This window comes from Zestomonas ipomoeae (assembly GCF_057128665.1).
In genome coordinates, this window is the sequence record NZ_JBSKHQ010000023.1 from 40,091 (window position 1) to 65,564 (window position 25,474).

21 protein-coding genes and 1 tRNA gene are annotated in these 25,474 nt (G+C 62.8%); 17 read left to right on the top strand and 5 right to left on the bottom strand.

Translation table 11 applies throughout. The features are described 5' to 3' along the window. Positions 1-63: 63 nt before the first annotated feature. Genes ACWKV7_RS20725 through ACWKV7_RS20735 form a run of 3 tightly spaced genes read left to right on the top strand, consistent with a single transcriptional unit; the run spans position 64 to position 1,191 of the window. Positions 64-618 (top strand): glycoside hydrolase family 19 protein, encoded by a 555-nt coding sequence (locus ACWKV7_RS20725; RefSeq protein ID WP_483859595.1) that lies wholly within the window; start codon positions 64-66, stop codon positions 616-618. Continuing rightward, positions 609-1,091, top strand: a complete 483-nt coding sequence (locus tag ACWKV7_RS20730; protein WP_483859596.1) for a hypothetical protein — start codon at positions 609-611, stop codon at positions 1,089-1,091. Before ACWKV7_RS20725 ends, ACWKV7_RS20730 begins: the two co-directional genes overlap by 10 nt. Further along, positions 1,009-1,191 carry a hypothetical protein gene (locus tag ACWKV7_RS20735; protein ID WP_483859627.1) on the top strand — a complete coding sequence of 61 codons (183 nt, stop codon included), beginning with the start codon at positions 1,009-1,011 and terminating at the stop codon, positions 1,189-1,191. The genes ACWKV7_RS20730 and ACWKV7_RS20735 overlap by 83 nt, the downstream gene beginning before the upstream one ends. A gap of 1 nt (position 1,192) precedes the next feature. Here the strand turns inward: ACWKV7_RS20735 and ACWKV7_RS20740 are convergent, their stop codons facing one another. Together ACWKV7_RS20740 and ACWKV7_RS20745 are read right to left on the bottom strand one after the other, a co-directional pair. Then, a complete protein-coding gene (locus tag ACWKV7_RS20740) occupies positions 1,193-1,528 on the bottom strand; it encodes a DUF6572 domain-containing protein (protein ID WP_483859597.1) in 336 nt (111 codons plus the stop codon). Positions 1,529-1,541: 13 nt separating this feature from the next. Beyond that, complete coding sequence (locus ACWKV7_RS20745; RefSeq protein WP_483859598.1) at positions 1,542-2,378, bottom strand: S-type pyocin domain-containing protein; 837 nt, start codon at positions 2,376-2,378, stop codon at positions 1,542-1,544. Positions 2,379-3,044: 666 nt separating this feature from the next. Here ACWKV7_RS20745 and ACWKV7_RS20750 point away from each other — a divergent pair. Together ACWKV7_RS20750 and ACWKV7_RS20755 are read left to right on the top strand one after the other, a co-directional pair. Further along, a complete protein-coding gene (locus ACWKV7_RS20750) occupies positions 3,045-3,848 on the top strand; it encodes a DNA adenine methylase (RefSeq protein ID WP_483859599.1) in 804 nt (267 codons plus the stop codon). A 64-nt stretch (positions 3,849-3,912) separates the two neighbouring features. Then, positions 3,913-4,095 (top strand): hypothetical protein, encoded by a 183-nt coding sequence (locus tag ACWKV7_RS20755; protein ID WP_483859600.1) that lies wholly within the window; start codon positions 3,913-3,915, stop codon positions 4,093-4,095. A gap of 336 nt (positions 4,096-4,431) precedes the next feature. Here the strand turns inward: ACWKV7_RS20755 and ACWKV7_RS20760 are convergent, their stop codons facing one another. Further along, the gene (locus ACWKV7_RS20760; RefSeq protein WP_483859601.1) at positions 4,432-5,142 is read right to left on the bottom strand and encodes an SOS response-associated peptidase family protein; all 711 of its coding nucleotides are present in this window, start codon (positions 5,140-5,142) and stop codon (positions 4,432-4,434) included. A gap of 155 nt (positions 5,143-5,297) precedes the next feature. On the opposite strand from ACWKV7_RS20760, the gene ACWKV7_RS20765 reads away from it, so the two are divergent. From ACWKV7_RS20765 to ACWKV7_RS20780, 4 genes are all read left to right on the top strand, one after another. After that, the gene (locus tag ACWKV7_RS20765; RefSeq protein ID WP_483859602.1) at positions 5,298-5,735 is read left to right on the top strand and encodes a LexA family protein; all 438 of its coding nucleotides are present in this window, start codon (positions 5,298-5,300) and stop codon (positions 5,733-5,735) included. Further along, positions 5,728-7,005: a Y-family DNA polymerase gene (locus tag ACWKV7_RS20770; RefSeq protein WP_483859603.1), complete on the top strand. Its 1,278-nt coding sequence runs from the start codon at positions 5,728-5,730 to the stop codon at positions 7,003-7,005. Before ACWKV7_RS20765 ends, ACWKV7_RS20770 begins: the two co-directional genes overlap by 8 nt. Positions 7,006-7,237: 232 nt before the next feature. Further along, complete coding sequence (locus tag ACWKV7_RS20775; RefSeq protein WP_483859604.1) at positions 7,238-8,899, top strand: ATP-dependent nuclease; 1,662 nt, start codon at positions 7,238-7,240, stop codon at positions 8,897-8,899. After that, positions 8,892-10,049 (top strand): UvrD-helicase domain-containing protein, encoded by a 1,158-nt coding sequence (locus ACWKV7_RS20780; RefSeq protein WP_483859605.1) that lies wholly within the window; start codon positions 8,892-8,894, stop codon positions 10,047-10,049. Before ACWKV7_RS20775 ends, ACWKV7_RS20780 begins: the two co-directional genes overlap by 8 nt. A 477-nt stretch (positions 10,050-10,526) precedes the next feature. On the opposite strand, the gene ACWKV7_RS20785 is transcribed toward ACWKV7_RS20780, so the two are convergent. Further along, positions 10,527-10,600, bottom strand: a tRNA-Gly gene (locus ACWKV7_RS20785). Positions 10,601-10,685: 85 nt separating this feature from the next. Continuing rightward, a complete protein-coding gene (locus tag ACWKV7_RS20790) occupies positions 10,686-11,960 on the bottom strand; it encodes an ATP-binding protein (protein ID WP_483859606.1) in 1,275 nt (424 codons plus the stop codon). A gap of 202 nt (positions 11,961-12,162) precedes the next feature. Here ACWKV7_RS20790 and ACWKV7_RS20795 point away from each other — a divergent pair, with 202 nt between their 5' ends. The 8 genes from ACWKV7_RS20795 to ACWKV7_RS20830 all read left to right on the top strand — a co-directional run bounded on the left by ACWKV7_RS20795 (position 12,163) and on the right by ACWKV7_RS20830 (position 25,474). Beyond that, on the top strand, positions 12,163-12,933 hold the full coding sequence (locus ACWKV7_RS20795) for an efflux RND transporter periplasmic adaptor subunit (protein ID WP_483859607.1): 771 nt from the start codon (positions 12,163-12,165) through the stop codon (positions 12,931-12,933). Next, on the top strand, positions 12,930-14,249 hold the full coding sequence (locus tag ACWKV7_RS20800; RefSeq protein ID WP_483859608.1) for an efflux RND transporter periplasmic adaptor subunit: 1,320 nt from the start codon (positions 12,930-12,932) through the stop codon (positions 14,247-14,249). Before ACWKV7_RS20795 ends, ACWKV7_RS20800 begins: the two co-directional genes overlap by 4 nt. After that, positions 14,250-16,349 carry a site-2 protease family protein gene (locus tag ACWKV7_RS20805; protein ID WP_483859609.1) on the top strand — a complete coding sequence of 700 codons (2,100 nt, stop codon included), beginning with the start codon at positions 14,250-14,252 and terminating at the stop codon, positions 16,347-16,349. Positions 16,350-16,536: 187 nt separating this feature from the next. Then, positions 16,537-17,043 carry a GNAT family N-acetyltransferase gene (locus tag ACWKV7_RS20810; protein WP_483859610.1) on the top strand — a complete coding sequence of 169 codons (507 nt, stop codon included), beginning with the start codon at positions 16,537-16,539 and terminating at the stop codon, positions 17,041-17,043. A 10-nt stretch (positions 17,044-17,053) separates the two neighbouring features. Next, positions 17,054-17,356, top strand: coding sequence for a DUF6916 family protein (locus ACWKV7_RS20815; RefSeq protein WP_483859611.1), 303 nt, complete (start codon positions 17,054-17,056; stop codon positions 17,354-17,356). An 85-nt stretch (positions 17,357-17,441) separates the two neighbouring features. Next, positions 17,442-17,990, top strand: a complete 549-nt coding sequence (locus ACWKV7_RS20820; RefSeq protein ID WP_483859612.1) for a phage tail protein — start codon at positions 17,442-17,444, stop codon at positions 17,988-17,990. A gap of 68 nt (positions 17,991-18,058) precedes the next feature. Beyond that, on the top strand, positions 18,059-18,892 hold the full coding sequence (locus tag ACWKV7_RS20825; protein ID WP_483859613.1) for a sulfotransferase family protein: 834 nt from the start codon (positions 18,059-18,061) through the stop codon (positions 18,890-18,892). Between the two features lie 69 nt (positions 18,893-18,961). Beyond that, the gene (locus ACWKV7_RS20830) at positions 18,962-25,474 is read left to right on the top strand and encodes a DUF4347 domain-containing protein (RefSeq protein ID WP_483859614.1); all 6,513 of its coding nucleotides are present in this window, start codon (positions 18,962-18,964) and stop codon (positions 25,472-25,474) included.

The window sequence follows — 25,474 nt, forward strand, 5'->3', positions numbered from 1 at the left end:
CCGGCAGTAAACCGCTCAAACTATCAGCCCGCCCCGCGCGGGCTTTTTCAATCCGGAGGAACCGTGCAGATAACCGAAGAGCAATTGCTCCGCATCATGCCCAACGCCCGCCACCAAGCGGGCGTTTTTGTATCCGCGCTCAATGCCGCTATGGCGCGGTGGAAGATCAACACACCGAAGCGCGCCGCAGCGTTCCTGGCGCAGGTCGCTCACGAGTCCGGGCAATTGCGATACGTCCGGGAGCTGGGCGGTGATGCCTATCTCAGCAAATACGACACCGGCAGCCTCGCGTCCCGATTGGGCAACACGCCCGAGGCAGATGGCGACGGTCAGCGCTACCGGGGGCGGGGACTGATTCAGATTACCGGGCGCACCAACTACATCTTGGCCAGCATTGCCCTGTTCGGCGATCACCGCCTTTTAGATGAGCCGGAGCTGCTCGAACAGCCGGAATGGGCTGCGCAGTCGGCCGGCTGGTTCTGGTTCAAGAATGGACTGAACGCCAAAGCCGATGCTGGTGATTTCCTCGGAATCACCAAAGCTATCAATGGTGGTACCAACGGTCTGGCGGATCGGCGGGAGTTGTGGGGACGGGCGAGGGCGGTGCTATGCCGCTAACCGGATTTCTTGCGCGCTATCAACTGGTCGCCAAGATCGTGTTGCCCGCAGCCCTGATCGCCGCGGCTGCCGGTATCACCTGGTGGGGCATGGCGCCACGGATAGCTATCCAGTTCGAGCGAGCGCAAAGGGCTCAGCAGCAACTGGCCGCCGCCCAGGCCATGGTTGAGCTACAGGCCGGCGTGCTGGCTAACCAGCAGCAGCTACTCGGCGACCTGGCTGTGATCGAGCGGCGCATGCAGCAGCTCGGTCAAGCCGTCACCCGCACCGAATCAGCCCAGGCTAAGGCCTTGGAGGAGTTGAAACGCAATGACCAAGCGATTGCCGCCTACCTCGCTGGCCCTGTGCCTGCTGCTCTCGGCTGGCTGTACCAGCGCCCCGAAACCACCGATCCCGCAGCCTACCGCACCCCGGATGGAGTGCAGTCTGGTCCCGTGCCGTCTCCCGGCGCGGCCGGTGATCTTGGTCAATGATCAGTGGCGGCAGGCACTGGACGAGTCCGATGCTGCGCTCTTAGCTTGCGCAATACAGGTAATCGGCTGCATCGAGCGGCAAAATCAGCAAGATAGATAATTCAACTTGCTTTATGCACAAATTCTAAAAGTATGCCGGCACCCTCTGTTACCTCAGCGGCGCGATCAATAAAGTTTTCCGCTTGCTCCGATAGTGGGTATTTACCGATTATGCGAATGATCGGCGATTTACCTTTCGCTGATGGTATAACTTCGTCGATCTCTCCGCTTTCGATAAAGGAGAGGTAAGTATTTATCTTTTCTTGAAGAAGAAGAAGGTGCTCGCCCTCCTGCTCCTTCTCCCAGCCCAAATGATCGGTGATTATCAAAACGACATTATCTGGTTCCCATTTAGGAATGGCCCAGATATCGAGTTTTTGGGTTTCAAGGACTGACATAGCGTGGATCTCGTTAGGGCGTTGGTTTGGGGCGAATAATATCTACTTTGGTGGGGGGTATCGTTGATCCCCCTGGAAAGCCTGGTTTACCTTTTCCGACGACTACCGCGCCACTTTCTTCAATTTCAGGGTAGCCCAATGTCTGGTTCTTAGTCAGGGGCGCTGTTTCCGAAGACTTGCACTCGATGCACGTGATACTGCCGTCCGCTTCGCGGCCGATAATGTCGACCCGTGTACGTACTCCGCTTTTTGTTTTAAGGGTGACCTCTCGCGCAGACTCGGTTCCAGCGCCGCTATATATCCCATAGATTTCATCTTCAAATGCACGGCCTTGGCTTTTGTTCTTCTCCAACTGGGTGCTTAAGACAATGTAAAGCGGTTCTACACCTGGGTGAGCAGGGAAGGTAATGATGAAGTCCCGATAATCCGGAGGGTAGGCAGGATTTTCTAGCACCTGGCCAGCGGATTCGGTGGCAGGGTAGATCCAGATTGTCTCCGTCAGGCCCTGAACTTCTGGTGACGGCGGCGGTGAACCCAAAACCTTGCTTCGGTCGACTTGCGGCGTCCAAACCAGGGATAGGCCACCGCCTAGCTCGGCAACGGCTTTTTCGCCCTCGGCAACCGCTTCGATCACTGGAACGGTATCCCAGCCGCTGCGGGCTCCGGTATGGAAGCCATAGGCGCGATAGGCGCCAGATGCGTCCTGCTCGATATGAAAACGAACCCGAGTTTTCGCAGCCCCCGCAGTTGCCGCTTGCATGGCCAGATCTTCCGGGCTGTACAGATCGGACTTGCCCATTGGGCTTGGCCATAGCATCCCGACGGCACCGACCACCACGCCCGCTGCCATTGTGCCAATCCCCGCGAGAGCGCCCTCCGCTGCGCTACCTGCCGCAACAACAAGCCCGCGGAGTGACCAGGTTCCCGCGCTGGCCACTTGCCCTGCGACACGAGAGAGGAGCAATTCGCCCGATGTGGTCGCGGCGCCTACTGAGGCCGTCAATATCGCGGCTTGGCCGTAGCTGCTGATCAGTTCAGCCGGCACAACCTTCTGATAGTCAACCTGACCGGGAGGTAGGGAACAGGGCTTGGCGAAGACGCAGCTTGAAAGCGGTCTCGGTGGGGCAGGAGTAGGGGCGCTAGATTTGGATGCAGTGTCCAGCACGAGGGGGCGTGCAGGCTGTTGGTCAAAGTCTCCGTTATACGGAGGGACTACTGGCTCCGGCCGTTTCCCACGGCTATTGGGCACATATCCACTCACAGGCTCGATCCTTCGATTGATATCCAGCCAACAAGCGTATCGCCTGCCACCTCTGTCGGATGTGCGGAAGTTCGCAAGAACACCGCCCAGATGGCGGCTTCACAATCAAACGAGGAGCGGCCAGCGACGTGCGCCAACACGGCGCTGGCCGCCCAACCCGCAGACCATACCTGCAAGCCGGACCAGGGCTCCTCACCTCGTGCACGAGGACCGCGGAGCCTATCACCTGTTTATTTATACAGTAAAGGCTTGTAAATGACCCAACCTATCGTTCCGTGGATAGGCGGCAAACGCCGCCTTGCAGACAGACTCATTCCCCTGTTCCCGCCTCATGAGTGCTATGTCGAGGTCTTCGCCGGCGGCGCAGCGCTTTTCTTCATGCGCCCTCAACCGGGGCCCGTCGAGGTGCTCAATGACATCAACGGCGACCTGGTGTGCCTCTATCGTGTGGTGCAAAATCACCTTGAAGAGTTCGTGCGCCAATTCAAATGGGCGCTGAGCAGCAGGCAGATATTCGAATGGCAGAAGTTGGCCCGTCCTGAAACCCTGACTGATATTCAGCGCGCCGCGCGCTTCTTCTACCTGCAGCACCATGCGTTCGGCGGCAAAGTCAGTGGCCAGAGCTTTGGCACGGCGACCACCGGCCCGGCCATCAACCTGCTGCGCATCGAGGAAAACCTATCGGCAGCCTGGCAGCGTCTTGCCGGCGTGTATGTCGAGAACTTGCCCTGGCTGGATTGCGCCGAGCGCTACGACCGGCCGCATACCTTCCACTATATGGACCCGCCGTACTGGCAGACCGAGGGCTATGGGGTGGACTTTCCCTACGACCAGTACCTGGCGATGGCCGACTTCATGCGCCGCTGCAAGGGCAAAGTGATGGTCAGCATCAACGACCATCCGGACATTCGTCAGGCGTTCGAGGGCTTCCCGATGCAGCGTCTCGATATCCGTTATAGCTGCACCAACCAACGCCAGGGAAAGGCGGAAACCACCGGTGAACTGGTCATTACCAACTGGGAGCCGGCGGCTCTTGGAGGGCTCTTCGATGGCCTCTGAAACGCTTGCGATGTGTCGGCGGTGGAGCGTGAATGGTGTCACTCAAACGACAGCGGAGTCCGCTATGAACCTCAACGAATACCTCCAGACGCTCCCCACCCAACTGCTGCTCGCCCTGGCCCAGGGCGAGATCGACGCCAAGGCGCTGGCTGCGATTGAGATGGCGGGGCGGGGGCTCGATAAAGAAGGCCGCTGGGTAGGTTTTCCCCAGGCGGCCGAGGTGTGGAGCGTTGACAAGGCTGCCTAGGGCAGCCTTCCTTTCCCGATTAAGTGAAGCTGTCGAGAGATCGGCATTGCTCTCATTTGATGTTTTCAGTCGGTATGATGGCGCCTGGATTTCTTGTCGAAAGGGATATCGACTATGCGGCAACACCTCACCCGCTATCTACTTATCGCTGCCTCTTTGGCCCTGCTGGCCATCTACCTAGCCGCCTGGTTCTTCACGCCATCACCGCTCGAAAGCCTCCCCGTAACTCGTCCACCTGTTGTATTCATGCCGGTTGAAAGCACCATGAAGAAGTCGGAGCCGAGCGTTTTCGGTGTTGCGGGGCGGCAAGGTAGCGGAGTGGCGAAATACTGTCACCTATAGGCATTCGGGAGGCGGCCTGATCGCCTTAATGAGATGAACCCCATCATTCCGCACGTTACCCACCGCTTTATCGACCGGATACCACTCGAATGCCTCTTCAGGCAGTCCATGGTGTTTGGCCAGTTCTTCGGCACGCTGTAAGGGCAGGTCACAGTCGATCCATTCGCGGGCGTGTTCAGCGGAGAGCACCAGAGGGCGGCGGTCGTGGATGTCTACCATGCCGCCGTCGCAGGCTGCAGTCAGGAGCACAAAACCATCCCCCTCGCGTTCTTCGCCCTCGGCAGAGGGGAATTGGCCTATGGCAGCAAAGAACATCGGCGCGCCACTCTTCAGGCGGATGAAGTAGGGCTGCTTCTTCTTCGGGTCGGCTTCGTCCTTCACCCACTCGTACCAGCCATCAGCGCATACCAGTGCCCGGTGCGGCCAGATCTGGCGGAAGAACTTGCCCTTCATCACCGTTTCCAATCGGGCGTTGATGGGTGGCGGCATCTTCTTCGCTTTGGCCCACTGCGGTGCCCAGCCCCATCGCACGGCGGCCACCACCAAGCCGGCTGGCTCGCCGTGAACCAGCATCACCTTGGTGGAAGGGGCGACGTTGTAGCGTTCGATGGGTACGTTGTCATAGCCGGTGATCACATCCTGCTCGCTGTTCAGCTCGGCCAGGTAGTCGGCCATGCCCTGGTACTGGGCGAATCTTCCGCACATCCCGCATTCCTCCCGCAGCGCTCTGGCATCAGCCTAGCAGCCGACTTTGTGCTGGCAGCTTGCCTTCCGCTGGTCGGCTCGCCGCCTTTCTGCGTTGACCGGTGCCTGATGGTCTAAATACTGTATTCATATACAGTAATCATGAGTAAGCCACCATGGACAGCATTTCGATCCTGGGTTCGCTCGAACCGTCCTCCACAAAAATCAGCTTCTTCCTGCCCACCGTGCCGGCCGGGTTCCCCTCGCCAGCGCAGGACCATCTAGAACAACGCATCTCCCTCGACAACCTGCTGGAGATCCACACGCCCCAGGTGTTCCTCGCCCAAGCGGCGGGGGACAGCATGCAGGACGTTGGAATCTTCGATGGCGACTATCTGGTGGTGAACCGCGCACGGGAGCCCCGCGACGGTGACGTGGTGATCGCCGCGGTGGAGGGCGAGCCACTGGTCAAACACTTCAGCCGCCTGCAGGGCCAAGTGGTGCTGTATTCCGCCAATACAAGATATGCCCCGCGCTACATCCTGGAGGGCGAGGAGCTGATGATTTGGGGGGTGGTGTTTGCCAGCATCCGCCGCCTGTGTAGCCATGCCTGAGCCCGTCTATGCACTGATCGACTGCAACTCGTTCTACTGCAGCTGCGAGCGGCTGTTTCGCCCGGACCTGATGCGCACCCCGGTGGTGGTGCTCTCCAACAACGACGGCTGTGTGGTCAGCCGCTCGCCCGAGGCCAAGGCCCTGGGCGTGAAGATGGGCGCGCCGTACTTCCAGATCCGCCGCGATTACGAGCGGGCAGGGGGCGTAGCCTTCAGCTCCAACTACGCGCTCTATGGCGATCTCAGCGAGCGGGTCATGACGGTGATCGAGAGCCTGGTGCCGGCGTTGGAGGTGTACAGCATCGACGAAGCCTTCGCCGACCTCTCCGGCGTACCCGGCTCGCTGGAGGCCCTGGGCCGTCAGATCCGCGCCCAGGTGCTTCGTTACACCGGCATCCCAGTGGGCGTCGGCATCGCGCCGACCAAGACCTTATCAAAGCTCGCCAACCATGCGGCGAAGAAATGGCAGAAGCAGACGGGTGGGGTGCTGGATATCCGCGAGCCGGCGCGCCGGCAGAAGCTGCTCAAGGCGTGCGATGTGAGCGACGTCTGGGGCATCGGCCGGCGCATGACTGAGCACTTGGCGGAGATGAACATCCGCACCGCGCTGCAACTCGCCGAGGCCGACCCCTGGACGCTGCGCAAGCGCTTCTCCGTGGTGATCGAGAAGACTGCCCGCGAGCTGCGAGGCACGGCCTGTCTGGAGCTGGACGAGGCCGCACCGCACAAGCAGGAAATCTGCTGCAGCCGAATGTTCGGCCAGCGCCTGCGCGAGCTGCCGCCGATTCGCGAGGCGGTGGCCAGCTACGCCGCCCGCGCCTGCGAAAAACTGCGCACCCAGGGTTCGCTGTGCAAGAAGGTGCGGGTGAGCATCCGCACCGGCATGTTTAACCCCAGCGAGCCGAAGTTTGCCAAGGGTGTGGTCTGCGAACTGCCGTATCCCTCAGATGACACCCGTGTCATCACCAAGGCGGCCATCACCGGCCTGGAGCGCATCTTTCAGCCCGGCTTCGCCTTCAGCAAAGCCGAGGTGTTGCTGCTGGAACTCTGCCAGCGCGGCGAGTTCACCGACGACCTGTTCGCCCCGACCCAGCCGGCCGCCACCGAGCGCGTGATGAGCGTGCTCGACAGCATCAACGCCCGCTGGGGCCGCGGGACCCTGCGCCCGGCCAGCGTGCCCTGCACGCCGGAGTGGGGGATGAAGCGTGAGTTGATGAGTTTGAACTATACATCAAATGTCGAGCAGCTCTGGCAGGTGAGGTGCCGCTAGCGGCCAAAAGTGGACGTGCGCGCGCGGGTGCTTCCGACCCATTGCTGCCCGCCCAGGCAGCGAGGAAAACCAAGCGTGATTCACTTCTGATGCCTTTCACAACTCTTCCATGCCCTCATACCTTGACCAGTGCCACTTCGTTTCTGCGCTGGACAAGTCATGCGTAGCACAATAGCGTTTTGCCACAAGCGGCCTCGTGCCCCTGGGCCGCCACCTCAGAGGGAGTTGAAAAGTGCTCGTAGAATCACTTCGTTTGCTTAATTTCAAAAAATTCAAAGATCAATTTTTTGAGTTCAATGAGGATATAAATGTCTTTGTTGGCGACAATAACGCCGGCAAGAGCACGATCTTGGAAGCCTTGGAAATCGTGCTTAACTTCCAGTATCGCGGCCGGCCGTTGAGTAATGAGCTTTCTCCCGATTTATTCAACAGCGACGCGGTCGCTGCCTTCCTAGCCTCCTCGAAGACCCCTGCTAACTTGCCAGTTCTCGTGATCGAGGCGTACATGAAGAACGTGCCTGATTACCGAGGTGCGAACAACAGCCTGCTGATTGATGCTCAGGGGGTTCAGGTCAAAGCGAGTTTTGACCCAGATTTCACAGATGCCTACCAGGATTACCTAGCCGCCGGAGCTCCGATAACCAGCATCCCAGTGGAGTTCTACAAGGTCGAATGGATGGATTTTGCTTGGAATATCATTAAACCGATGAACAAACAATTCCGGGCGCTCTACATTGACCCTACTCGCATCCATCCCACCTTTGGCAAAAATCAGTACATCTCGAATGTTCTGAATACCGCACTCAAGAAGGACGAAGAGTACAGATTGAGTCTCAACTACCGTGAGACCTTGCAATCCTTCAATGATACTGACGAGGTAAAAATAGTTAATAAGGATTTGGATTCCGAAAACAAAATAACCGATAAAAAACTGACCATTGCCGCCAACACAATGCCGGCCGGCGCACTACAGAATGGTTTGCAGCTTGAGGTGGATGCCGTACCTTTCCACATGATTGGAAAGGGTGAGCAGAGTAAGGTGCAGATCAAATTGGCACTTCATAACAAGTCGAAAGACATTGATCTTGTGATGATGGAAGAGCCAGAAAATCATCTATCCCACGTCGAACTGAGCAGGCTTATACAAGACATCGAAGAACAGAGAGGTGGCAAGCAACTTTTCCTTACCACCCACAGTTCGTATGTGCTAAATAAGTTGAGCATTGACAAGATCTGCTTGCTCCATGATTCATATAAGCGACTGCATCTCTTAGACAAAGAAGTGGTGAAGACGCTGAAGCGGCTACCTGGCTACGATACATTGCGCGTCGCGCTGTCCAAAAAGGTGGTTTTGGTAGAAGGGCCATCTGATGAGTTGGTTCTCAAGAAAATATACCAAATTAACAACAAGGGCCGCCTTCCTGAGCAGGATGGGATTGATATCATCGTAGTGCGCGGCGTGGGCTTCAAGACGTTCATTGAGATCGGTAAAGAGATTGGCACTGCGGTGAATGTGCTGCGGGACAATGATGGTGATTACGCTAATAACGTCGTCAGCGCGCAAAAGGAGTACGCCGCGTTTCCGAATATAAAATTTATCTCATCTACCGATGATAAGGAGTTTTCGCTGGAGCCGGCCATGATTTCTGCAAATGCCACATCGGAGAAAGAGTTGCTGGCGTTCGCAAAAATCGTGCTTTCGACCAAGACTTACAATTTGCTAGCCGCGGAGCCAACATTTGATGAAAAACGTGCTTTTATCATCGACTGGTTCAAGAGCGCGGATGGTGATGGCAAGGGGAAGAAGAAGGTCGACTCAGCCATCAAATTGTTTGAGACCACCGAAAAATTCAAGTATCCCGCCTTCCTCGGTGAGGTGCTGAACTTTGTCTAACATTCTGTGCATAGCCGGTGCGGGGTCAGGCAAGACCCACAAGATCATCACAGAGTCGATTGCGGAGATCGAACGCGGGGGCAAGGTACTGGTAGTGACGTACACCACCAGCAACCAACAGGAACTGCGGCGCCGATTCCTGGCTGCTTTTGGGAGACACAGCAATCAGTTCGTGGTGAAGGGCCTGTTCTCGTTCTACCTAGAAGACATGGTGAGGCCGTATCAACAGGTGTTGTTTGCGCGGCGGATCGACGGAATATTTTTCAATGAGCGCAATCCTCATCTAATGCCGAAATCAACTTACATGTTGCCTGGACGCAAAGAGCAGTTGGAGGACAAGAGCTACAATCCCAGCTACTTCCTTACTCAGTGCGAGACTAAAGCCCACACTGGCTTCCTGGCAAAGTTGGCGACCCGGATCGCGAAGGCCACGAAGAATGCTGCTGCGGCTCGTCTCGGCGATATCTACAGCCAAGTTTACTTCGATGAGGTGCAAGACTTGGTCGGATGGGATTACGAGGTGCTCAAGGAGCTGAGCAAGGTGATGAAATCCCCCATCACTTGTGTGGGCGACTTCCGGCAGACTGTGTATGAAACAACATTTGGCCACAAGGCGCCTCAGACGGCCGCAGAGAAGATTGCAGCGTTCAAGTCCATGGGCTTCAAAGAAGAGACGCTTGCGCTCAATTGGAGGTGCATCCAAACGATCTGTACGATTGCCGATGCAGTACATAAGGGTGCTTACGAGGCGACCAAATCAGCCGTTGACGATATCCCGCCTGAGTTCGCCCACCACCTTGGTGCTTTCATCGTTAAGCAATCGGACGTTCCCAATTACATTGAGGCGTATGACCCGATGGTACTGCGCTGGAACGTGGCCTCTGGGACAAAGTTTATTCCTGCTCGGGCTCGTTGCTACAACTTTGGCAGCAGCAAAGGATTGGGTTTTGATCGTGTGCTGATTCTGCCGGCGGACAGCCAGATACATTTCATTTTGGATGGCATGACACCATTCCCTGCGGATGCTGAGACGGCGCAAAACAAGCTGTACGTCGCTATAACACGGGCTAGGTATAGCGTGGGGTTCATCATGCCGGACAAGAAAGCGCAGGGCTTACGTTTCCCCGTTTGGACGAAGCCCTTCGCTTGACCGTGGCTACTCGTAACTGCGCTGTGTGGAAAGGGGCTGCTTGTGGCCGGTTTCTGCCGGTGGCTATCGACGCCCTTAGCCGATGCTTGTCCCATGCGCGGAAATGTGGGGCAGAAATGGGGCAAATCGAGCGCCAAACTATGCCACTCGAAGCCTGGCGGGCCGGTCAAACATTTCATCGAATTTAGGTGCAGGCCCCGGCGACTGGGGCCTAGCAGGCTTTCCGCCGTTGTACAGCTACACAATCGGGGGTGTACAGCTTGAATGCACTTGTGCAATCGGACCTGCCTCAGGCTGCGTAGAGCGCATCGAACAATGCGGCAAGCGAATTTCCCAGCCTGGGGCTGCCCTTTGGCGCCTGTATTGGGGGCTTTGGATACTGCGTTAGCGGGGCCCGCTTGGGCAAGTAACTGTCGCCAAAACTGTCACCAAAAACAAAGGCCCGCAGTCGGAAAAACCTACGGGCCTTGCTGTATCTGGAGCGGGCGAAGGGAATCGAACCCTCGTCATGAGCTTGGGAAGCTCAGGTAATGCCATTATACGACGCCCGCAGCGGGTGCCTTTTTACCAGAAGTCCCGGCGCAGGAGAAGCCCGGTCGGCTGTTGCGGGTCGGTAATGGGCTTGTTCGCGGGCGTTCAGGGGCTGGTGGTGCGGTTCGGCAGGTTGGGTTGGCGCTGGGGCAGCCAGATGCGGAAGCGGGTTCCTTTGCCGATTTCGCTGGAGACTTCGATGCGGCCGTGGTGTTTCTGCACGATGTTATAGGAGAGCGAGAGGCCCAGGCCGGTACCCTTGCCCACCGGCTTGGTGGTGAAGAAGGGTTCGAAGATGCGATTGAGCAGGCGCGGTTCGATGCCTTTGCCGGTGTCTTCTACCTCCAGCCACACCAGGTCGTCCTGGATGCCGGTGCGAATGGTGATGCGGCCGAAACCTTCGATGGCGTGGGCGGCGTTGACCAGCAGGTTCATCGTCACCTGGTTGATCTGCGAAAGGATGCATTCCACCTCGGGCAGGTCGCCGTATTCCTTGACCACCTCGGCCTTGTACTTCAGTTCGTTGTTGACCACGTTGAGCGTGGTATCCAGCCCGCGGTGCAGGTCGGCAGGGCGGAACTCCTCCTCGTCGATATGGGAGAAATCCTTGAGCGCCATGATGATCTTCTTGACCCGGTCGATGCCGTCGGCGGATTCGCTGAGCAGCGCCTGCACGTCGCCGCGAATGTACTCGTACTCCAGGCTCTGCTTGAGCTTGCACAGCTCGTCGAGATTGCTGTCGCTGTCCAGCCCATCGAGGATGTGCAGCATGTCCTGTACATAGTCGGCGAGGGTCTGCAGGTTGGAGGAGACGAAGCCGATGGGATTGTTGATCTCATGGGCCACGCCGGCGGCCAGTTGGCCGATGGCGGCCATCTTTTCCGACTGCAGCAACTGGTTGTTGGCCTGTTCCAGCTTGCGCATCAGCTGGTCCTGCTCGCTCTGCTTGCCGACCAGCGCGCGCAGGGCGTCGCGCAGGTGCGGGTTGTTGCTGGCGGCGGCGTTGTTGTCCAGCAAGACCAGGCCGAAATGCTGGTTACCCTGCTGGCCGGTGAAGCAGAACAGCAGCGTGCTTTGCAGCATGGGGGCGTTCGCCGGGCCTTCGGGCAGCTTGAGCAGGTAGGGGTTTTCCGGCAGCAGGGTCAGTAGCGGCTCGCCGCCGTCCTGCAGTTGGGTCAGCATCTGTTGCAGGCGGGGCATGTCGGCTTCCGGAAACACGTCGCAGAGGTTCTGGCCCTGGATCTGGCTCAGTTGCCGGCCGCTGCGCTGGCCCATGAAGCGATTCCAGTACTCGATGCGCAACTCGCCATCGAGCAACAGAATGCCGATGGGCATCTGTTCCATCGCCTGCGCGCTGAGCGGGACGACGCTAAAGTTCAAGAGTGGACCCTCGGCTTTCTGGTTCGGGCCAATACTGGCGTTTTGCTGGAAGAAGCATAGCCAAGGCTGGTCTTGCTGGCCGTTGCCGACGAGATGGAAGACGGACGGATGGTCCGTCGTTGGTGGTGTATGGGGTTTGCCGTAGACTGCCGCGGATAAATACAGGCTCGGTTGCAGAGCCGATTGGCATGGAGCGCGTTTCATGGGGCGTGTTGCGGTATTGGCCTGCGGGCTGTGCATGTTGGGGCTGTTGGCCGAACCGGTGTTGGCGGGCGATCCGTTGCTGGATGAGCCGGTCGGGACGCAGGAGCTGCGCGAGGCGCGAGGCGTGCTGCGGGCTCGTGACCAGGCTCTGCTGGCCAGCGAGCTGGCTGGGCGTATCGTCGAGATGCCATTCGCCGAGGGCCAGAGCTTCCATAAGGGTGACGTGCTGGTGCGCTTCGATTGCAGCGCCTACCAGGCCCAGTTGAACGCCGCCCAGGCGGCGACGCGTGCGGCCCGCGAGGAGTTGGCGCACAAGAAGCAATTGGCTGCGCTCAACTCCGTCGGTCGCTTCGAGGTCAATCTCGCCGAGGCGCACCGCGCCCAGGCCGAGGCCGAGGCCCAGGTCTACCAGGTACAAGTCAAGCGCTGCAGCATCGCGGCGCCCTTCGATGGCCAGGTGGTCGAGCGCAAGGTGCAGCCCCACGAGAGCGTGGCCGGCGGCACGCCCCTGATGGAAATCGTCGATAACCGCAGCCTGGAAATCCATCTGCTGGTGCCCTCGCGCTGGCTCGGCGCGCTCGAAGCAGGGCAAGCCTTCACCTTCATTCCCGACGAAACAGGCCAGCCGTTGCAGGCCGTGGTCAAGCGGCTCGGTGCACGCATCGACGAAGGCAGCCAGACGCTGCTGTTGATCGGCGAGCTGCCGGCCGGTGCCAGTGGCTTGCTGGCTGGCATGAGCGGCAGCGCGCGGTTCGCGGAGGCGCCATGAATGCCCCGGTGGTTGGCCAGGCGGAGCGCGTCTTCGCCCAGTTCCTGGCGCTGGAGCAGCGTGCCCGCGCAGCGTCGACGGTCGAGCAACTGGCCTACAGCATGGTCAACGACGGCCAGCCGCTGTTCGGCTTTCGCCATGCGGCGCTGCTGATCGCCGGCAAGGTGCAGGCGCTCACTGGAATCAGCGTGGTCGAGCCGAACGCTCCTTTTGTCGCCTTCGTCGAGCGTGCCGGTGCACGCTTGATGGCCCGGCAAGAGCTGGCTGTCGCCGCCCCGGTAGCCAGGGATACCCTGGCCGCCCAGGAGCAGGCCGACTGGCTCGAACTTTCGGCGGGCGAGGCTTTCTGGCTGCCGCTGCGTGACCGCAAGGGGGAGCCGTTTGGCGGCCTTTGGCTGGCGCGCGAGCAGCCCTGGAGCGAGGCCGAGCAAGCCCTGCTGAGCCAGCTCGGCGACAGCTATGCCCATGCCTGGCTGGCCTTGCAACCGCGCAAGCCCTGGCGCCTGCGCTGGCCGCGGCGGCGCCTGCTGGCGATTGCCGCGGCGCTGCTGGCGCTGCTGCTGGTTCCGGTGCGCCAATCGGTGCTGGCTCCGGCCGAGGTGGTGCCGCTGAACGGGCGGGTGGTCACCGCGCCGCTGGATGGGGTGATTGCGGAGTTCCTGGTCAAGCCCAACCAACCGGTCGAGGCTGGTGACCTGCTGGTGCGTTTCGATGCCACCTCGCTGAAGGCCCAGGCGGACGTCGCCGAGCGCAGCCTGAACGTGGCCGAGGCGGAACTGAAGGCCAGCGCCCAGCGCGCGTTCGCCGATGTGGAGGCCAAGTCGCGGCTGGATCTGTTGGCCGCGCGGGTCGAGCAGAAGCGCGCCGAGAGGGATTACGCGCAGGATCTGTTGGCTCGCAGCGAGGTGCGGGCCGAGCGCGCCGGCATCGCGGTGTTCGCCGATGCCGAGCGCTGGATCGGCAAGCCGGTGCAGACCGGTGAACGGCTGATGGAAATCGCCGATCCGCAACAGGCGGAGTTGCGCATCGAGCTGGCGGTGGGCGATGCCATCGATCTGGAACCGGGCTCGGAGGTGGCGCTGTTCCTCGATAGCGATCCGCTGGACCGCCATGCGGCCCGCCTCGAACGGCTCGCCTACGAGTCGCAGACCAGCGCTGCCGGGCAGCTGGCGTATCGACTGGATGCCCGTTTCACCGAGGCGCCACCGCGCATCGGCCTGCGCGGCACCGCCAAGCTCTTCGGTCATCGCGTTCCGCTGGCGCTGTACGTGTTACGCCGGCCGCTGGCCGCGCTGCGTCAGCGGGTGGGTATCTAGATGCCGTTGCCGGCCCTGCGCGCCGATCTGCAGCTGTCGCCTGCCGCGCCGGCCCTGGATGGGGCGCCCCAGTGGACCCTGGCCGATCCGCTGCGAGGGCGCTATTTCAAGCTCGGCAGCGCTGCGCTGCGCCTGCTGCGCCACTGGAGTCTTGGTGACGCCGGGCGGGTGCTGGCCGCTGCCAATGGGCAACCGGGCGTGCCGGTGACCGAGGCTGACCTGCACGACCTGCTGCTATTCCTGCGCAGCAACGACCTGATAGCCGCGGCGGACGCCGAGCAGCGCGCCAGCTATGCGCACAAGGCGGCTGCCCAGCGGCAGGGCCTGCTCAAGCGGGCGCTGCATCAGTACCTGTTCTTCCGGATTCCGCTCTGGCGGCCGGATGCCTTTCTCAATCGCAGCTGGCCCTGGCTGCAACGCTATGGCGCACGGTTGCTGCGCATCGGCTTGCCGCTGGTGCTCGGCCTCGGGGTGTTCCTGGTCATTCGCGACTGGCAGCGTTTCCTGGCGACCTTCCCCCACCTGTTCAGCTTGGGCGGCATGCTGGCGTTCGGCGTGGCGCTGACCTTCGCCAAGCTGTGCCATGAGTTCGGCCACGCCTACATGGCCAAGCGCGCCGGTTGCCGGGTGCAGAGCATGGGCCTGGCGTTCATGGTGCTGCTGCCGCTGTTCTATACCGATGTCAGCGATGCCTGGCGGGTGAACGACCGGCGCTCACGGCTGCTGATCGGTGCCGGTGGCATTCTCGCCGAGCTGGTCCTGGCCTGCGTGGCACTGCTGGCCTGGTCGCTGCTGCCGGACGGGCCCGCGCGCACGGCGGCGTTCATGCTGGCCAGCGCGACCTGGCTGACCACCCTGGCGGTGAACCTGAACCCGTTCATGCGCTTCGATGGTTACTTTCTGCTCAGCGACCTTTGGGGCATCGACAACCTCCAGGGGCGCGCCTTCGCCCTGTGCCGCTGGCGCCTGCGGGAGTGGCTGTTCGGCTACGGCGAGCCGGCGCCCGAGCCGCTGTCGGCGCCGGTGCGACGCAAATTGCTCTGGTGGGGCTACTGCTCCTGGTTATGGCGGGCGGCGCTGTTCCTCGGGATCGCCCTGGCGGTCTATCACCTGTTTTTCAAACTGTTGGGCATCTTCCTGATGTTGGTCGAGCTGCTGTGGTTCATCGGCTTGCCGATCGCGCGGGAAGCTTCCGAGTGGTGGGCGCGCCGGGACCAGGCCCGGCGGTCGCGAGTGGCCATGCTGGGGATAGCTGGCCTGCTGCTGATGGCTGTGCTGCTGGTGCCCTGGCGCAGCGGGGTGGAGGTGCCGGCACTGCTCGAAGCGGCGCGCAGCAGCGCCCTGCACGCACCGCTATCGGCTCGACTGAAGGCACTGCATGTGCGCGACGGCCAGTGGGTGGAGGCGGGCGAGGTGCTGATGGAGCTGGAGTCGCCGGACCTGGATGCCCGCCAACGCATCATCCGCGGCGAGATTCGCATTCTGCAGCTGCAGTTGCGTCGGCAGGCGAGCCGTGCCGAGACGGTGGCCGACGTCGGCGTGCTCGATCAGCGGCTGGCCGAGGCCCTGGCCGAATATCGCGGCCTGGCTGCCCAGCGTGCACGGTTGGTGTTGCGCGCGCCGCATGCCGGGGCCGTGCGTGACCTGGCGCGCGACCTGCTGCCGGGGCTCTGGGTGCCACCGCGATTGCCATTGGCGCGGGTGGTGGACGAGCGCCAGGTGCGCCTGCGCGGCTATCTCGCGGAGGAGCTGCTCTGGCGCGTGGACCGGGGCAGCGAAGGGCGGTTCATCGCCGACGATCCGCTGCGTGCGGCCATACCGGTACGCCTGGCTGAGGTCGCGGCCACCGGGGTGCCGTATCTGGACATCGAAGCGCTGGCGTCCGACCACCAGGGCCCCATTGCGGTGCGACGCGACGAACGGCAGCGGGGCAAACCGGTGCAGGCACAGTACGCCGTGCGCCTGGAGACCGCCGCCGACGTCCGGTTGCCAGCCCAGCCCGTGCGCGGGGTGGTTGTGCTGGACGGCCGGCCAGAATCCTTGCTGGGCGCGGCCTGGCGACGTGCCGTTGCGCTGGGCGTGCGGGAAAGCGGCTTCTGAGGTGGCCTTTGGCCGGCTGGCCGACGCAGACAGCCGTTGATCTTTTTTTGCGTAATGCTTGGCATTTCGCCATTATTTTTGTGATGTAGGACAATTCGACGGCATGGGCTAGGCTTGCAACGACGCAACCGGCTGACGCCATGAAACTGTCGCCGCCTACGGCCAGACGTGCAGGGATGCTGATCCGATGACCCACTCCACACTCTGTTTGCGCCCCATCGAAGCCGATGACGAGCCGTTCCTGTGCCGTCTCTATGCCTCCACCCGGCAAGCGGAAATGGTCCGCAGTGGTTGGCCTGCCGCCGCCATCGCCGAATTCCTCGCCCAGCAGTTCACGCTCCAGCATCGCTACTACCAGGAACATTTTCCCGACGGCGAATTCTGGCTCATCGAGCGCGCCGGTCAGGCCATCGGTCGGCTGTACCTGTTCTGGGGCGAGACCACGCTGCAACTCATCGATATCTCCCTGCTGCCCGAATGCCGGGGCGCAGGGCTGGGTACGAAGCTGGTCTCCGACCTGCTGAGCCGCGCCGAGGCGCAAGGACTTGCCGTCGGCTTGCACGTGGAGGGCGACAACCCCGCCTTGCGCCTCTACCAGCGGCTGGGCTTCGAGGTGATCGGGGAAAACGGCGTCTACCTGAAAATGCACAAACCCGTCGCTGCCCGGCCCCGGCGGCTGTCTGCGGCGCACTAAGGAGCACCAGATGCAGTCATACGAGTACTTCCTCCAGGCCTGCGGTTCGCCGTTCCGCCTGCTACTGGACCCGCAGCATGTCGTGGACGTCGAGCTGCTGCAGGTCGAGGAGCGTGTGCCGATGAATGCCCGCTACGAATGTTTCTCCCTGCTGTTCCGGCTGCCCGATGGGCTGGCCTTGCCGCAGGCGCTCTACCGACTGCAGGGCCCGGATGCCGATGACTGGGACCTGTTGCTGACCCCGGTGCGGCCTGACGCCGATGGGCGCTCATGCCTTGAAGCGGTGTTCCATCGGGAGAAAGCCCAGGCGTAACCGTAATGACTTGCCGTTCAGGCAAAACAGCGCGCGGGCAGTCGTTGGAAGCCCGCTCCAATAAAAACGATGAGGAGATTCAGGTATGAGCGAACCATTTCTCGGCGAGATCCGTATGGTCGGCTTCAACTTCGCGCCGCGCGGCTGGGCGTTCTGCCAGGGGCAGATCATGTCGATCGCGCAGAACACCGCGCTGTTTTCCTTGCTCGGTACCGTCTATGGCGGCAACGGCCAGACCACCTTCGGCCTGCCTGATCTGCGCGGCCGCAGCCCGGTAGGAACGGGGCAGGGCGGCGGGCTGAGCGATATCGTGGTGGGCGAGATGTCCGGCACCGAGAACGTGACCCTGTTGACCAGCAACATGCCGATGCACACCCACCCCACCAGCGTGGAGGTGGCAGGCGTCGCGACCACCCCGACGACCACGCCGAGCACCACCAACAACGTGCTTGGCGCCTCCGGCGGTGGCCAGGGACAGGCGACCATCTGGTCCACCGAAATGAGCAGCCCGGTGCAGATGGCCGGCGTGGTGTCCGGCGTTGCGGGCGGCAGCCTGCCGTTTTCGGTGCGCGACCCGTACATCGGTATCAACTTCGTGATCGCCCTGCAGGGTATTTTCCCGTCGCGTAACTGACGGCGGGTATTCTGCCCGAGGGGGCTTCCACCCTTCGGGCAGCGACAAAGCGGTTCTGGAGAGTGGTCTTGAGCGAGTCACAGAGGTTCCATTTCATTTCCGGGTTACCCCGTTCGGGGACCACGCTGCTGGCGGCTCTGCTGCGGCAGAACCCGCGCTTCCATGCCGGCATGACCAGCCCGGTAGGCAGTCTGTTTTCCTCGATGCTCGGCCAGTTCAGCGCCGGCAGCGAATTCGGCCCGACGATCGACCGGGAGCAACGCCACCGCTTGTTGCAGGGGCTGTTCCGCAGTTACTACGCCGACCACGCCGACAAGTCGGTGGTGTTCGATACCAACCGCATGTGGAGCGCCAAGTTGCCAGCGCTGCTCGACCTGTTCCCGTCCAGCAGGGTCATCGCCTGCGTACGTAACGTGGCCTGGGTGATGGACAGCCTCGAACGGCTGTACCGCGCCAATCCCTATGAGAACACCCGGTTGTTCAACGACGACGCCGAGCGCAACACGGTGTATAGCCGCGTTGAGACCCTGGGCCAGCGCAATCGGCTGGTGGGCTACGCCTGGTCGGCGCTGAAGGAAGCCTATTACGGCGAGCAGGCTGGTTCGTTGCTGATCGTCGACTACGACCTGCTGGCGCAGGCACCGGAGAAGGTGTTGCGCCTGGTGTATGAATTCATCGAGGCTCCCTGGTTCGAGCATGACTTCGACAATGTCAGCTACGACGCACCGGAGTTCGACCAGGCGCTGGGGCTCGCCGGGCTGCACCGTGTGCGGCCACGGGTTGCCGCCCAGGACCGGCGGACCATTCTGCCGCCGGACCTTTTCGAGCAGTATTCGAGCCTGTCGTTCTGGAATGACGGTGCCGGTAGTGCGGCCCACGTCATTCGGGCGCGGCCCGAGTGACGCGGGCGATGTGCTGAATAACCAGAAGTAGCGTTTCGGCGCCTGAGGCGGCGCTGCACGGAGGCGATCATGTGGTGGACAAATCGTAGTAACCCGTCGCGTAGCAAGGACGGCCAGGCGAATTCGGCACAGCGGCCTTCGCTGATCCAGTCGCTTGAGCCGCGCATGATGTTCGACGGCGCGATGGCCGTCGACGCGGCCGAAACGGTCCAGGCAGCCGAGGCGCAGCAGGCCGAGGCACCGGCCGATGCGACGGCCCCCGATCACGGGCAGGATCTCGCCGCACAGATCAATACCGCGATTAGCGGCCAGGCTGGCGAGCGCAAGGATGTGGTGTTCATCGACAAGCGCGTGCCCGACTACCAGAAGATCGTCGAGGCGGTCTCGCCATCTGCCGAAGTGATCCTGATCGACACCGGCAGCAACGGCGTGCAGCAGATCGCCGACGCCCTGGCCAACCGCTCCGGCATCGACGCGATCCATATCATTTCCCACGGCGACGACGGCGTCCTGCTCCTGGGCGACTCGCCCTTGTGGGGCGGTAACCTGGAGGCTTACTCGGCCCAGTTGGGCCAGATCGGCGCAGCTCTGAAGTCGGACGGCGACATCCTCATGTACGGCTGCAACGTGGCCATGAGCGCCAAGGGCGAAGCCTTCCTCGAGGCCATCGCCGCCGCTACCGGTGCGGACGTTGCCGCCTCCAATGACTCGACCGGCAGCAGCGCGCGCGGCGGCAACTGGGATCTGGAAATCGCCGTCGGCGACATAGGTGCCTCTGCGGTATTCGACTATGCCAGGTTGCAGGCCTATAACCACGACCTCGCCACCTTCTCCGTCAGCACCATCGGCGAATTGCGTACCGCGCTTTCCACCTCGGCGAGCAACGGTGTGGCCGACACCATCACCTTCCTCGGCAATATCAGCGCGACCGGTACCGGCGACATGCTGAGCAGCGCCACGGATAGCCGGCGCACCTTCGTCGATATCAACATTACCGACGGCCAGGAACTGGCAATCGTCGGCGGCGGGTTCTCCCTCGATGCGAATTACTACGGACGCGTGCTCGAGATTCGTTCGGGCAATGTCACCATCTCCAACCTCACCGTGCGCGACGGTCTCGTCAGTGGCAACGGCGGCGCCTACAACAGCGTGAACGGCAGCGATGCCCTGGGGGGCGGCATTCGGGCGAGCGGCGGCACGCTGACGCTGTCCGGCGTGGCCATTACCGGCAACCGGGCGGCTGGCGGTGGCGGCAATGGCGGTGGCGCGGGCGGCAGTTACGGCTACGGCGGTGGCGGCGGCGGCGGTTTCGGTGGTGTCGGCGGCGGTAACGGCGGTGCCTATGGACCGAGCTATCCGGGCGGCGTAGGTGGCGGCGGTGTTGGCGGCACCGGCGGTAGTTACTCCGGCACTGCCCAATCCGGCAAGGGAGGCAGCACCGTCGGCGGCGCGGGTGGGTCCCAGACCGGCGGCTTTTCGGCGGGCGGTAGCGGCGGAACGGCCGGCACCGGTGGCATCAGTATCGGTGGTGGCGGCGCGGGTGCCGGTGCCTCCGGCGCAACAGCCGTGGGCCGGGGCGGCAATGCCGTCGGGGCCCTGTACATCGCCGCCGGCGCCACGGTGAACATGGCCAGCACGAGCGTGACCGACAACCTCGCGGCTGGCGGCGGCGGTGCGGGGTCGAGCCTCAACGTCAATGCCGCCAACGGCGGCTTCGGCGTGGGCGGCATCTACGTGCTGGGTACCCTGAATTACGAGCTGGCCAGTGTCGACCTGGTCGGCACGGACAATACCAACTACGGGGCGGGCGGTGCCGGTGGCTCCAATGCCGTGAACGGTAACGGCGCGGGCTCAGCGGGTGCCGGTGGCAACACCGGCGGGGAAAACCTGTCGGGCACCGGTACCATCGATTCGACCTACAGCCCGAACAGTGCGCCGACCGCGACCAACCTCACCCAGAGCAAAGCTGCGACCGAAGGTGGCAGCGCGGTGGCGCTGGACGACATCGTGGTGACCGATGCGGATGCCGGCGACACCATCACCGCCACGCTCACGCTGTCCAATGCGGCGGCCGGCTCGCTCTCCACCGGCACTTTCGGTTCGGCCACCTCCACCTACAACGCCGGTACCGGCGTGTGGACGGTGACCGGCTCGGTGACCGACGTCAACGCCGCATTGGCTGCCGTGGCGCTGACACCCTCGGCCGATAACGACCAGAACTTCACCATCACCACGCGCATTCGCGATGCTGCCAATACCGGTCCGGCCGATGGCACCATCACCGTCACCGTCACCGGCGTCAACGATGCGCCCACCGCCACCAACCTGACCCAGAGCAAGGCCGCCACCGAAGGCGGTGGCTCCGTGGCGCTGGACGATATCGTGGTGACCGACCCGGACACCGGCGACACCATCACCGCCACGCTCACGCTGTCCGACCCGGCGGCCGGCTCGCTTTCCACCGGCACCTTCGGCTCGGCCACCTCGACCTACAACGCCGGTACCGGCGTCTGGACGGTTACCGGCTCAGTAGCCGACGTCAACGCTGCCCTGGCTGCCGTGGCCCTGACCCCGTCGGCGAACAATGACCAGAACTTCACCATCACCACGCGCATTCGCGATGCCGCCAACACCGGCCCGGCCGACGGCACCATCAGCGTCACGGTCACGCCCGTGAACGATGCGCCGGTGGTCACGACATCCGGCGGCACCAGTGCCTTCACGGAGGACGGCAGTGCCACGGTAATCGACAGCGGCTTGACGCTGAGCGACGTGGACAACACCACCTCTGCCAGCGCCACGGTCGCCATCACCGGCAATTTCGCCAGCGGCCAGGACGTGCTGGCGTTCGTCAACGACGGCAGCACCATGGGCAACATCAGCGCCAGCTACAACGCCGGCACCGGCGTGCTGACCCTGACCTCGGCCGGCGGCACCGCCACGCTCGCCCAATGGCAGGCCGCGCTGCGCAGCGTCACCTACAGCAACAGTTCCGACACGCCCACCACCGCCAACCGCACCATCAGCTTCACCGTCAACGACGGCAGCGACGACAGCAATACGGCAACGAAGCAGGTGAGCGTCACCGCGGTCAACGATGCGCCGGTGGTGACTGTGCCAGCCAACATTGCCGTATCCGAGGATACGGCCACCGCGCTCACCGGTATCAGCTTCAGCGATGCCGACGCCGGCGGGGCCAGCGTCACGGCGACCTTCACGGTGGCGAGCGGCACGCTCTCCGCCTCCAGCGGCGGCGGGGTCACGGTGGGCGGGACCAGTTCGGCGCTGACCCTGACCGGTACCGTGGCCAACATCAACGCTTTCATCGCCGGCAGCAATCTGACCTTCACCACGGCCGCCAACGCCACGGCGAACGTGACCTTGACGGTGGCTATCGACGACGGCGGCAACACCGGCAGCGGCGGGGCGAAGACCGACAGCGACACCGTCACGTTGCAGGTGAGTGCGGTCAACGATGCGCCGGTCGTTACCGCGCCGGGGTCCATCGGCGTGACCGAGGATGTCAGCACCGCCTTGACCGGCATCAGCTTTAGCGACGTGGATGCTGGCAGTTCAAGCGTTACCGCCACCTTCTCGGTTCCATCGGGCACCCTTACGGCCACTAGCGGCGCGGGGGTCACCGTAGCAGGCTCCGGCACCGGTAGCCTGACCCTGACTGGCAGCATCGCCGATATCAATGCCTTCATCGCCGCCAGTGGGGTCAGCTTCCAGACCGCACTCAACGCCACCAGCAATGTGGTGCTGACGGTGGATATCAATGACAGCGGCAATACCGGCAGCGGTGGCGCCCAGAGCGATTCCACCACGGTGACCCTGACGGTCACTGCGGTGAACGATGCGCCGGTGAACGGTGTGCCCGCTGCCCAGGCGGTGGACCAGGACAGCACTCTGGTTTTCTCCAGCGGCAACGGCAACCAGATCTCCGTCAGCGACGTGGACGCCGGTGGCGGCACGGTTCGCGTGACACTCACCGCCAGCAATGGCCTGATCACTTTGTCGGGCACCACAGGGTTGAGTTTCAGTACCGGCAGCGGCACCGCCGACGGCACCATGACCTTCGAGGGCAGCCTTGTCGACATCAATCTCGCGTTGAACGGCTTGGTATTCAGCCCGACGGCGGGCTACAACGGCCCGGCTTCGCTGCAGATCGTCAGCAACGACCTGGGGCTTTCCGGCTCGGGCGGCAACCAGACGGATACCGACACCATCGCCATCACCGTCAACAGCCTGAATCCGCGCGTCACGTCGGTGAATGTCAGCAATCCGGATGGCGGCTACAAGGTCGGCGACACCATCACCGTGACCATGACCTTCGATCAGGCGGTAACGGTGAACACTGTCGGCGGTTCCCCGACGCTGCTGCTGGAGACCGGCACGACCGACCGCCAGGCAACCTATGTGTCCGGCTCCGGCAGCAACACGCTGACCTTCAGCTACACCGTGCAGGCCGGGGACCTGAATGCCGACCTCGACTACCAGTCGACCGGCGCCCTGGCACTGAACGGCGCCACCATTCGCAGCGCCACCAACGACGATGCGGTGCTGACACTGCCGACTACCGGTGGGGCGAATTCGATCGCCGGCCAGCACGACATCGTCGTCGATGGCGTGGCGCCTACGGTGGGGTCGGTCAGCGTGCCCGCCAACGGCACCTATGTCGCCGGGCAGAACCTGGACTTCACCATCAACTACGGCGAGGCGGTGGTGGTCGATACCACCGGCGGCACACCGCGCCTGGCCATTACCCTGGACACCGGCGGCACCGTCTACGCCAGCTACCTGTCCGGTTCGGGTAGCAGCGCGCTGGTGTTCCGCTACACCGTTCAGAGCGGCCAGTTGGACAGCAACGGCATCTCCGTGGGCGGGGCGCTCGACCTCCAGGGCGGGACGCTGCGCGATGCGGTGGGCAACAATGCCGGCACCACGCTCAACAGTGTCGGCTCGACCAGCGGGGTGCTGGTGGATGCGGTGGCGCCCACCGTGGCCTCGGTCTCCGTGCCGACCAACGGTTCGTACAACGAGGGTGACGTGCTCAGCTTCACGGTCAATGCCAGCGAAACGGTGCTGGTCAATACCGGCGGAGGCACGCCGCGACTGGCGCTGGATATCGGCGGCGTGACTCGCTATGCGACCTACGTCTCCGGCTCCGGCAGTGCGGCGCTGGTCTTCCAGTACACGGTGCAGGCCGGCGATAACGACAGCAACGGCATCGCCGTGGGCGGCGCCCTGGACCTGAACGGCGGCACCACTCGCGATGCGGCCGGCAACAACCTCAACCTCACGTTGAACTCGGTTGGCGCGACCAGCGGGGTGCTGGTGGATACCACGGCGCCGACGCCGTCCGGTCTGGTCCGGGTGGATGCCACGCCCACCTCCGCCAACTCCGTGCGCTACACCCTGACCTTCAGCGAGGCGGTCACCGGCGTCGATACCGCCGACTTCACGCTGGTGGGCACCGGTACGGTCAGCGGTGTCGTGCAGTCCGTCGTCCAGATCAATGCGCAAACCTACCAGGTGACCGTGGGTTCGATCACCGGCGACGGTACCCTGCGGCTCGATCTGAATGCCGCGGCCACCGGCATCACCGACCAGGCCGGCAACGACCTCGGCTCCGGCCTCAATGGCGAGGTCTACACCCTGGACAACACCGGCCCGGCGGTCACCGCGGTTGGTGTTCCTGCCGACGCCGTGTACGTCGCCGGGCAGGCGCTGGAATTCACCGTCACCTTCGACGACGCCGTGACGGTCGATACCAGCGGCGGTACCCCGCGCATCGCCATCAGCCTGGATACCGGCGGCACGGCCTATGCCAACTATGTGGCAGGTTCCGGCAGCAATACCCTGACCTTCCGCTACGTCGTCGCGCCCGGCCAGATCGACCTGACCGGCATTGCGGTTGGCGGCACCGTGCAGGCCAACGGCGGTTCGCTGCGCGACAGCCTCGGCAACGATGCCACTCCGACCCTGGTGGGCACGCCGCCGACGACCGGCGTTAAGGTGAACGCGCCGGCGCCGGTCATCATCGATGGCGGCGACCCGGAGTTCCGCGTGACCCCGCCGCCGCCGCCGATCGTGACGCCGCCGCCGCCCCTGCCGCCCACCTCGCTGCCACCGCCGCCGGCACTCATGCCGCCGCTGGTGCCGCCGCCCCTGTTCGAGCCGCCGAGCCTGGGCAGCGGTGTGCCGCCGGTGGGCAGGATCTTCGTGCACAACGGGGCACTGGCACCGAGCTTCCTCGCCCAGGTATTCGCCAGCAGCGATGTGTCGGGCGGCAATGGCAGCGGGGTTGGCTTCCTTGGTTTCGGCGGGGGCGATGGCGGTGTCTTCGGAACCACTACCCTGGGTGGAGTCTTCAGCAACGAGGTGCCGCAGGGCGAGGCGACCAGCCTTCTGGGTAACCGCCAGGGTGGGCTGGGCGATGTCGACGAGGGCCTGCGGGGAATCTTCGGGGCGCCCAGCCTGGGTCATCAGTTGCACGATCAGCATCAATACGAACAGCGCCAGCTCCGCGAGTTGGCCTGGGCCCTGGGGGCGCTTGGCGAAGCCGAGCCGCAGGCCTGA

What these genes read in the sequence shown, in the direction of transcription:
- ACWKV7_RS20730 (WP_483859596.1), top strand. Translation starts at nt 609, where the DNA reads ATGCCGCTAACCGGATTTCTTGCGCGCTATCAACTGGTCGCCAAGATC.
- ACWKV7_RS20740 (WP_483859597.1), bottom strand. Translation starts at nt 1,528, where the DNA reads ATGTCAGTCCTTGAAACCCAAAAACTCGATATCTGGGCCATTCCTAAA.
- ACWKV7_RS20745 (WP_483859598.1), bottom strand. Translation starts at nt 2,378, where the DNA reads ATGGCAGCGGGCGTGGTGGTCGGTGCCGTCGGGATGCTATGGCCAAGC.
- ACWKV7_RS20750 (WP_483859599.1), top strand. Translation starts at nt 3,045, where the DNA reads ATGACCCAACCTATCGTTCCGTGGATAGGCGGCAAACGCCGCCTTGCA.
- ACWKV7_RS20755 (WP_483859600.1), top strand. Translation starts at nt 3,913, where the DNA reads ATGAACCTCAACGAATACCTCCAGACGCTCCCCACCCAACTGCTGCTC.
- ACWKV7_RS20760 (WP_483859601.1), bottom strand. Translation starts at nt 5,142, where the DNA reads ATGTGCGGAAGATTCGCCCAGTACCAGGGCATGGCCGACTACCTGGCC.
- ACWKV7_RS20765 (WP_483859602.1), top strand. Translation starts at nt 5,298, where the DNA reads ATGGACAGCATTTCGATCCTGGGTTCGCTCGAACCGTCCTCCACAAAA.
- ACWKV7_RS20770 (WP_483859603.1), top strand. Translation starts at nt 5,728, where the DNA reads ATGCCTGAGCCCGTCTATGCACTGATCGACTGCAACTCGTTCTACTGC.
- ACWKV7_RS20795 (WP_483859607.1), top strand. Translation starts at nt 12,163, where the DNA reads ATGGGGCGTGTTGCGGTATTGGCCTGCGGGCTGTGCATGTTGGGGCTG.
- ACWKV7_RS20800 (WP_483859608.1), top strand. Translation starts at nt 12,930, where the DNA reads ATGAATGCCCCGGTGGTTGGCCAGGCGGAGCGCGTCTTCGCCCAGTTC.
- ACWKV7_RS20805 (WP_483859609.1), top strand. Translation starts at nt 14,250, where the DNA reads ATGCCGTTGCCGGCCCTGCGCGCCGATCTGCAGCTGTCGCCTGCCGCG.
- ACWKV7_RS20810 (WP_483859610.1), top strand. Translation starts at nt 16,537, where the DNA reads ATGACCCACTCCACACTCTGTTTGCGCCCCATCGAAGCCGATGACGAG.
- ACWKV7_RS20815 (WP_483859611.1), top strand. Translation starts at nt 17,054, where the DNA reads ATGCAGTCATACGAGTACTTCCTCCAGGCCTGCGGTTCGCCGTTCCGC.
- ACWKV7_RS20820 (WP_483859612.1), top strand. Translation starts at nt 17,442, where the DNA reads ATGAGCGAACCATTTCTCGGCGAGATCCGTATGGTCGGCTTCAACTTC.
- ACWKV7_RS20830 (WP_483859614.1), top strand. Translation starts at nt 18,962, where the DNA reads ATGTGGTGGACAAATCGTAGTAACCCGTCGCGTAGCAAGGACGGCCAG.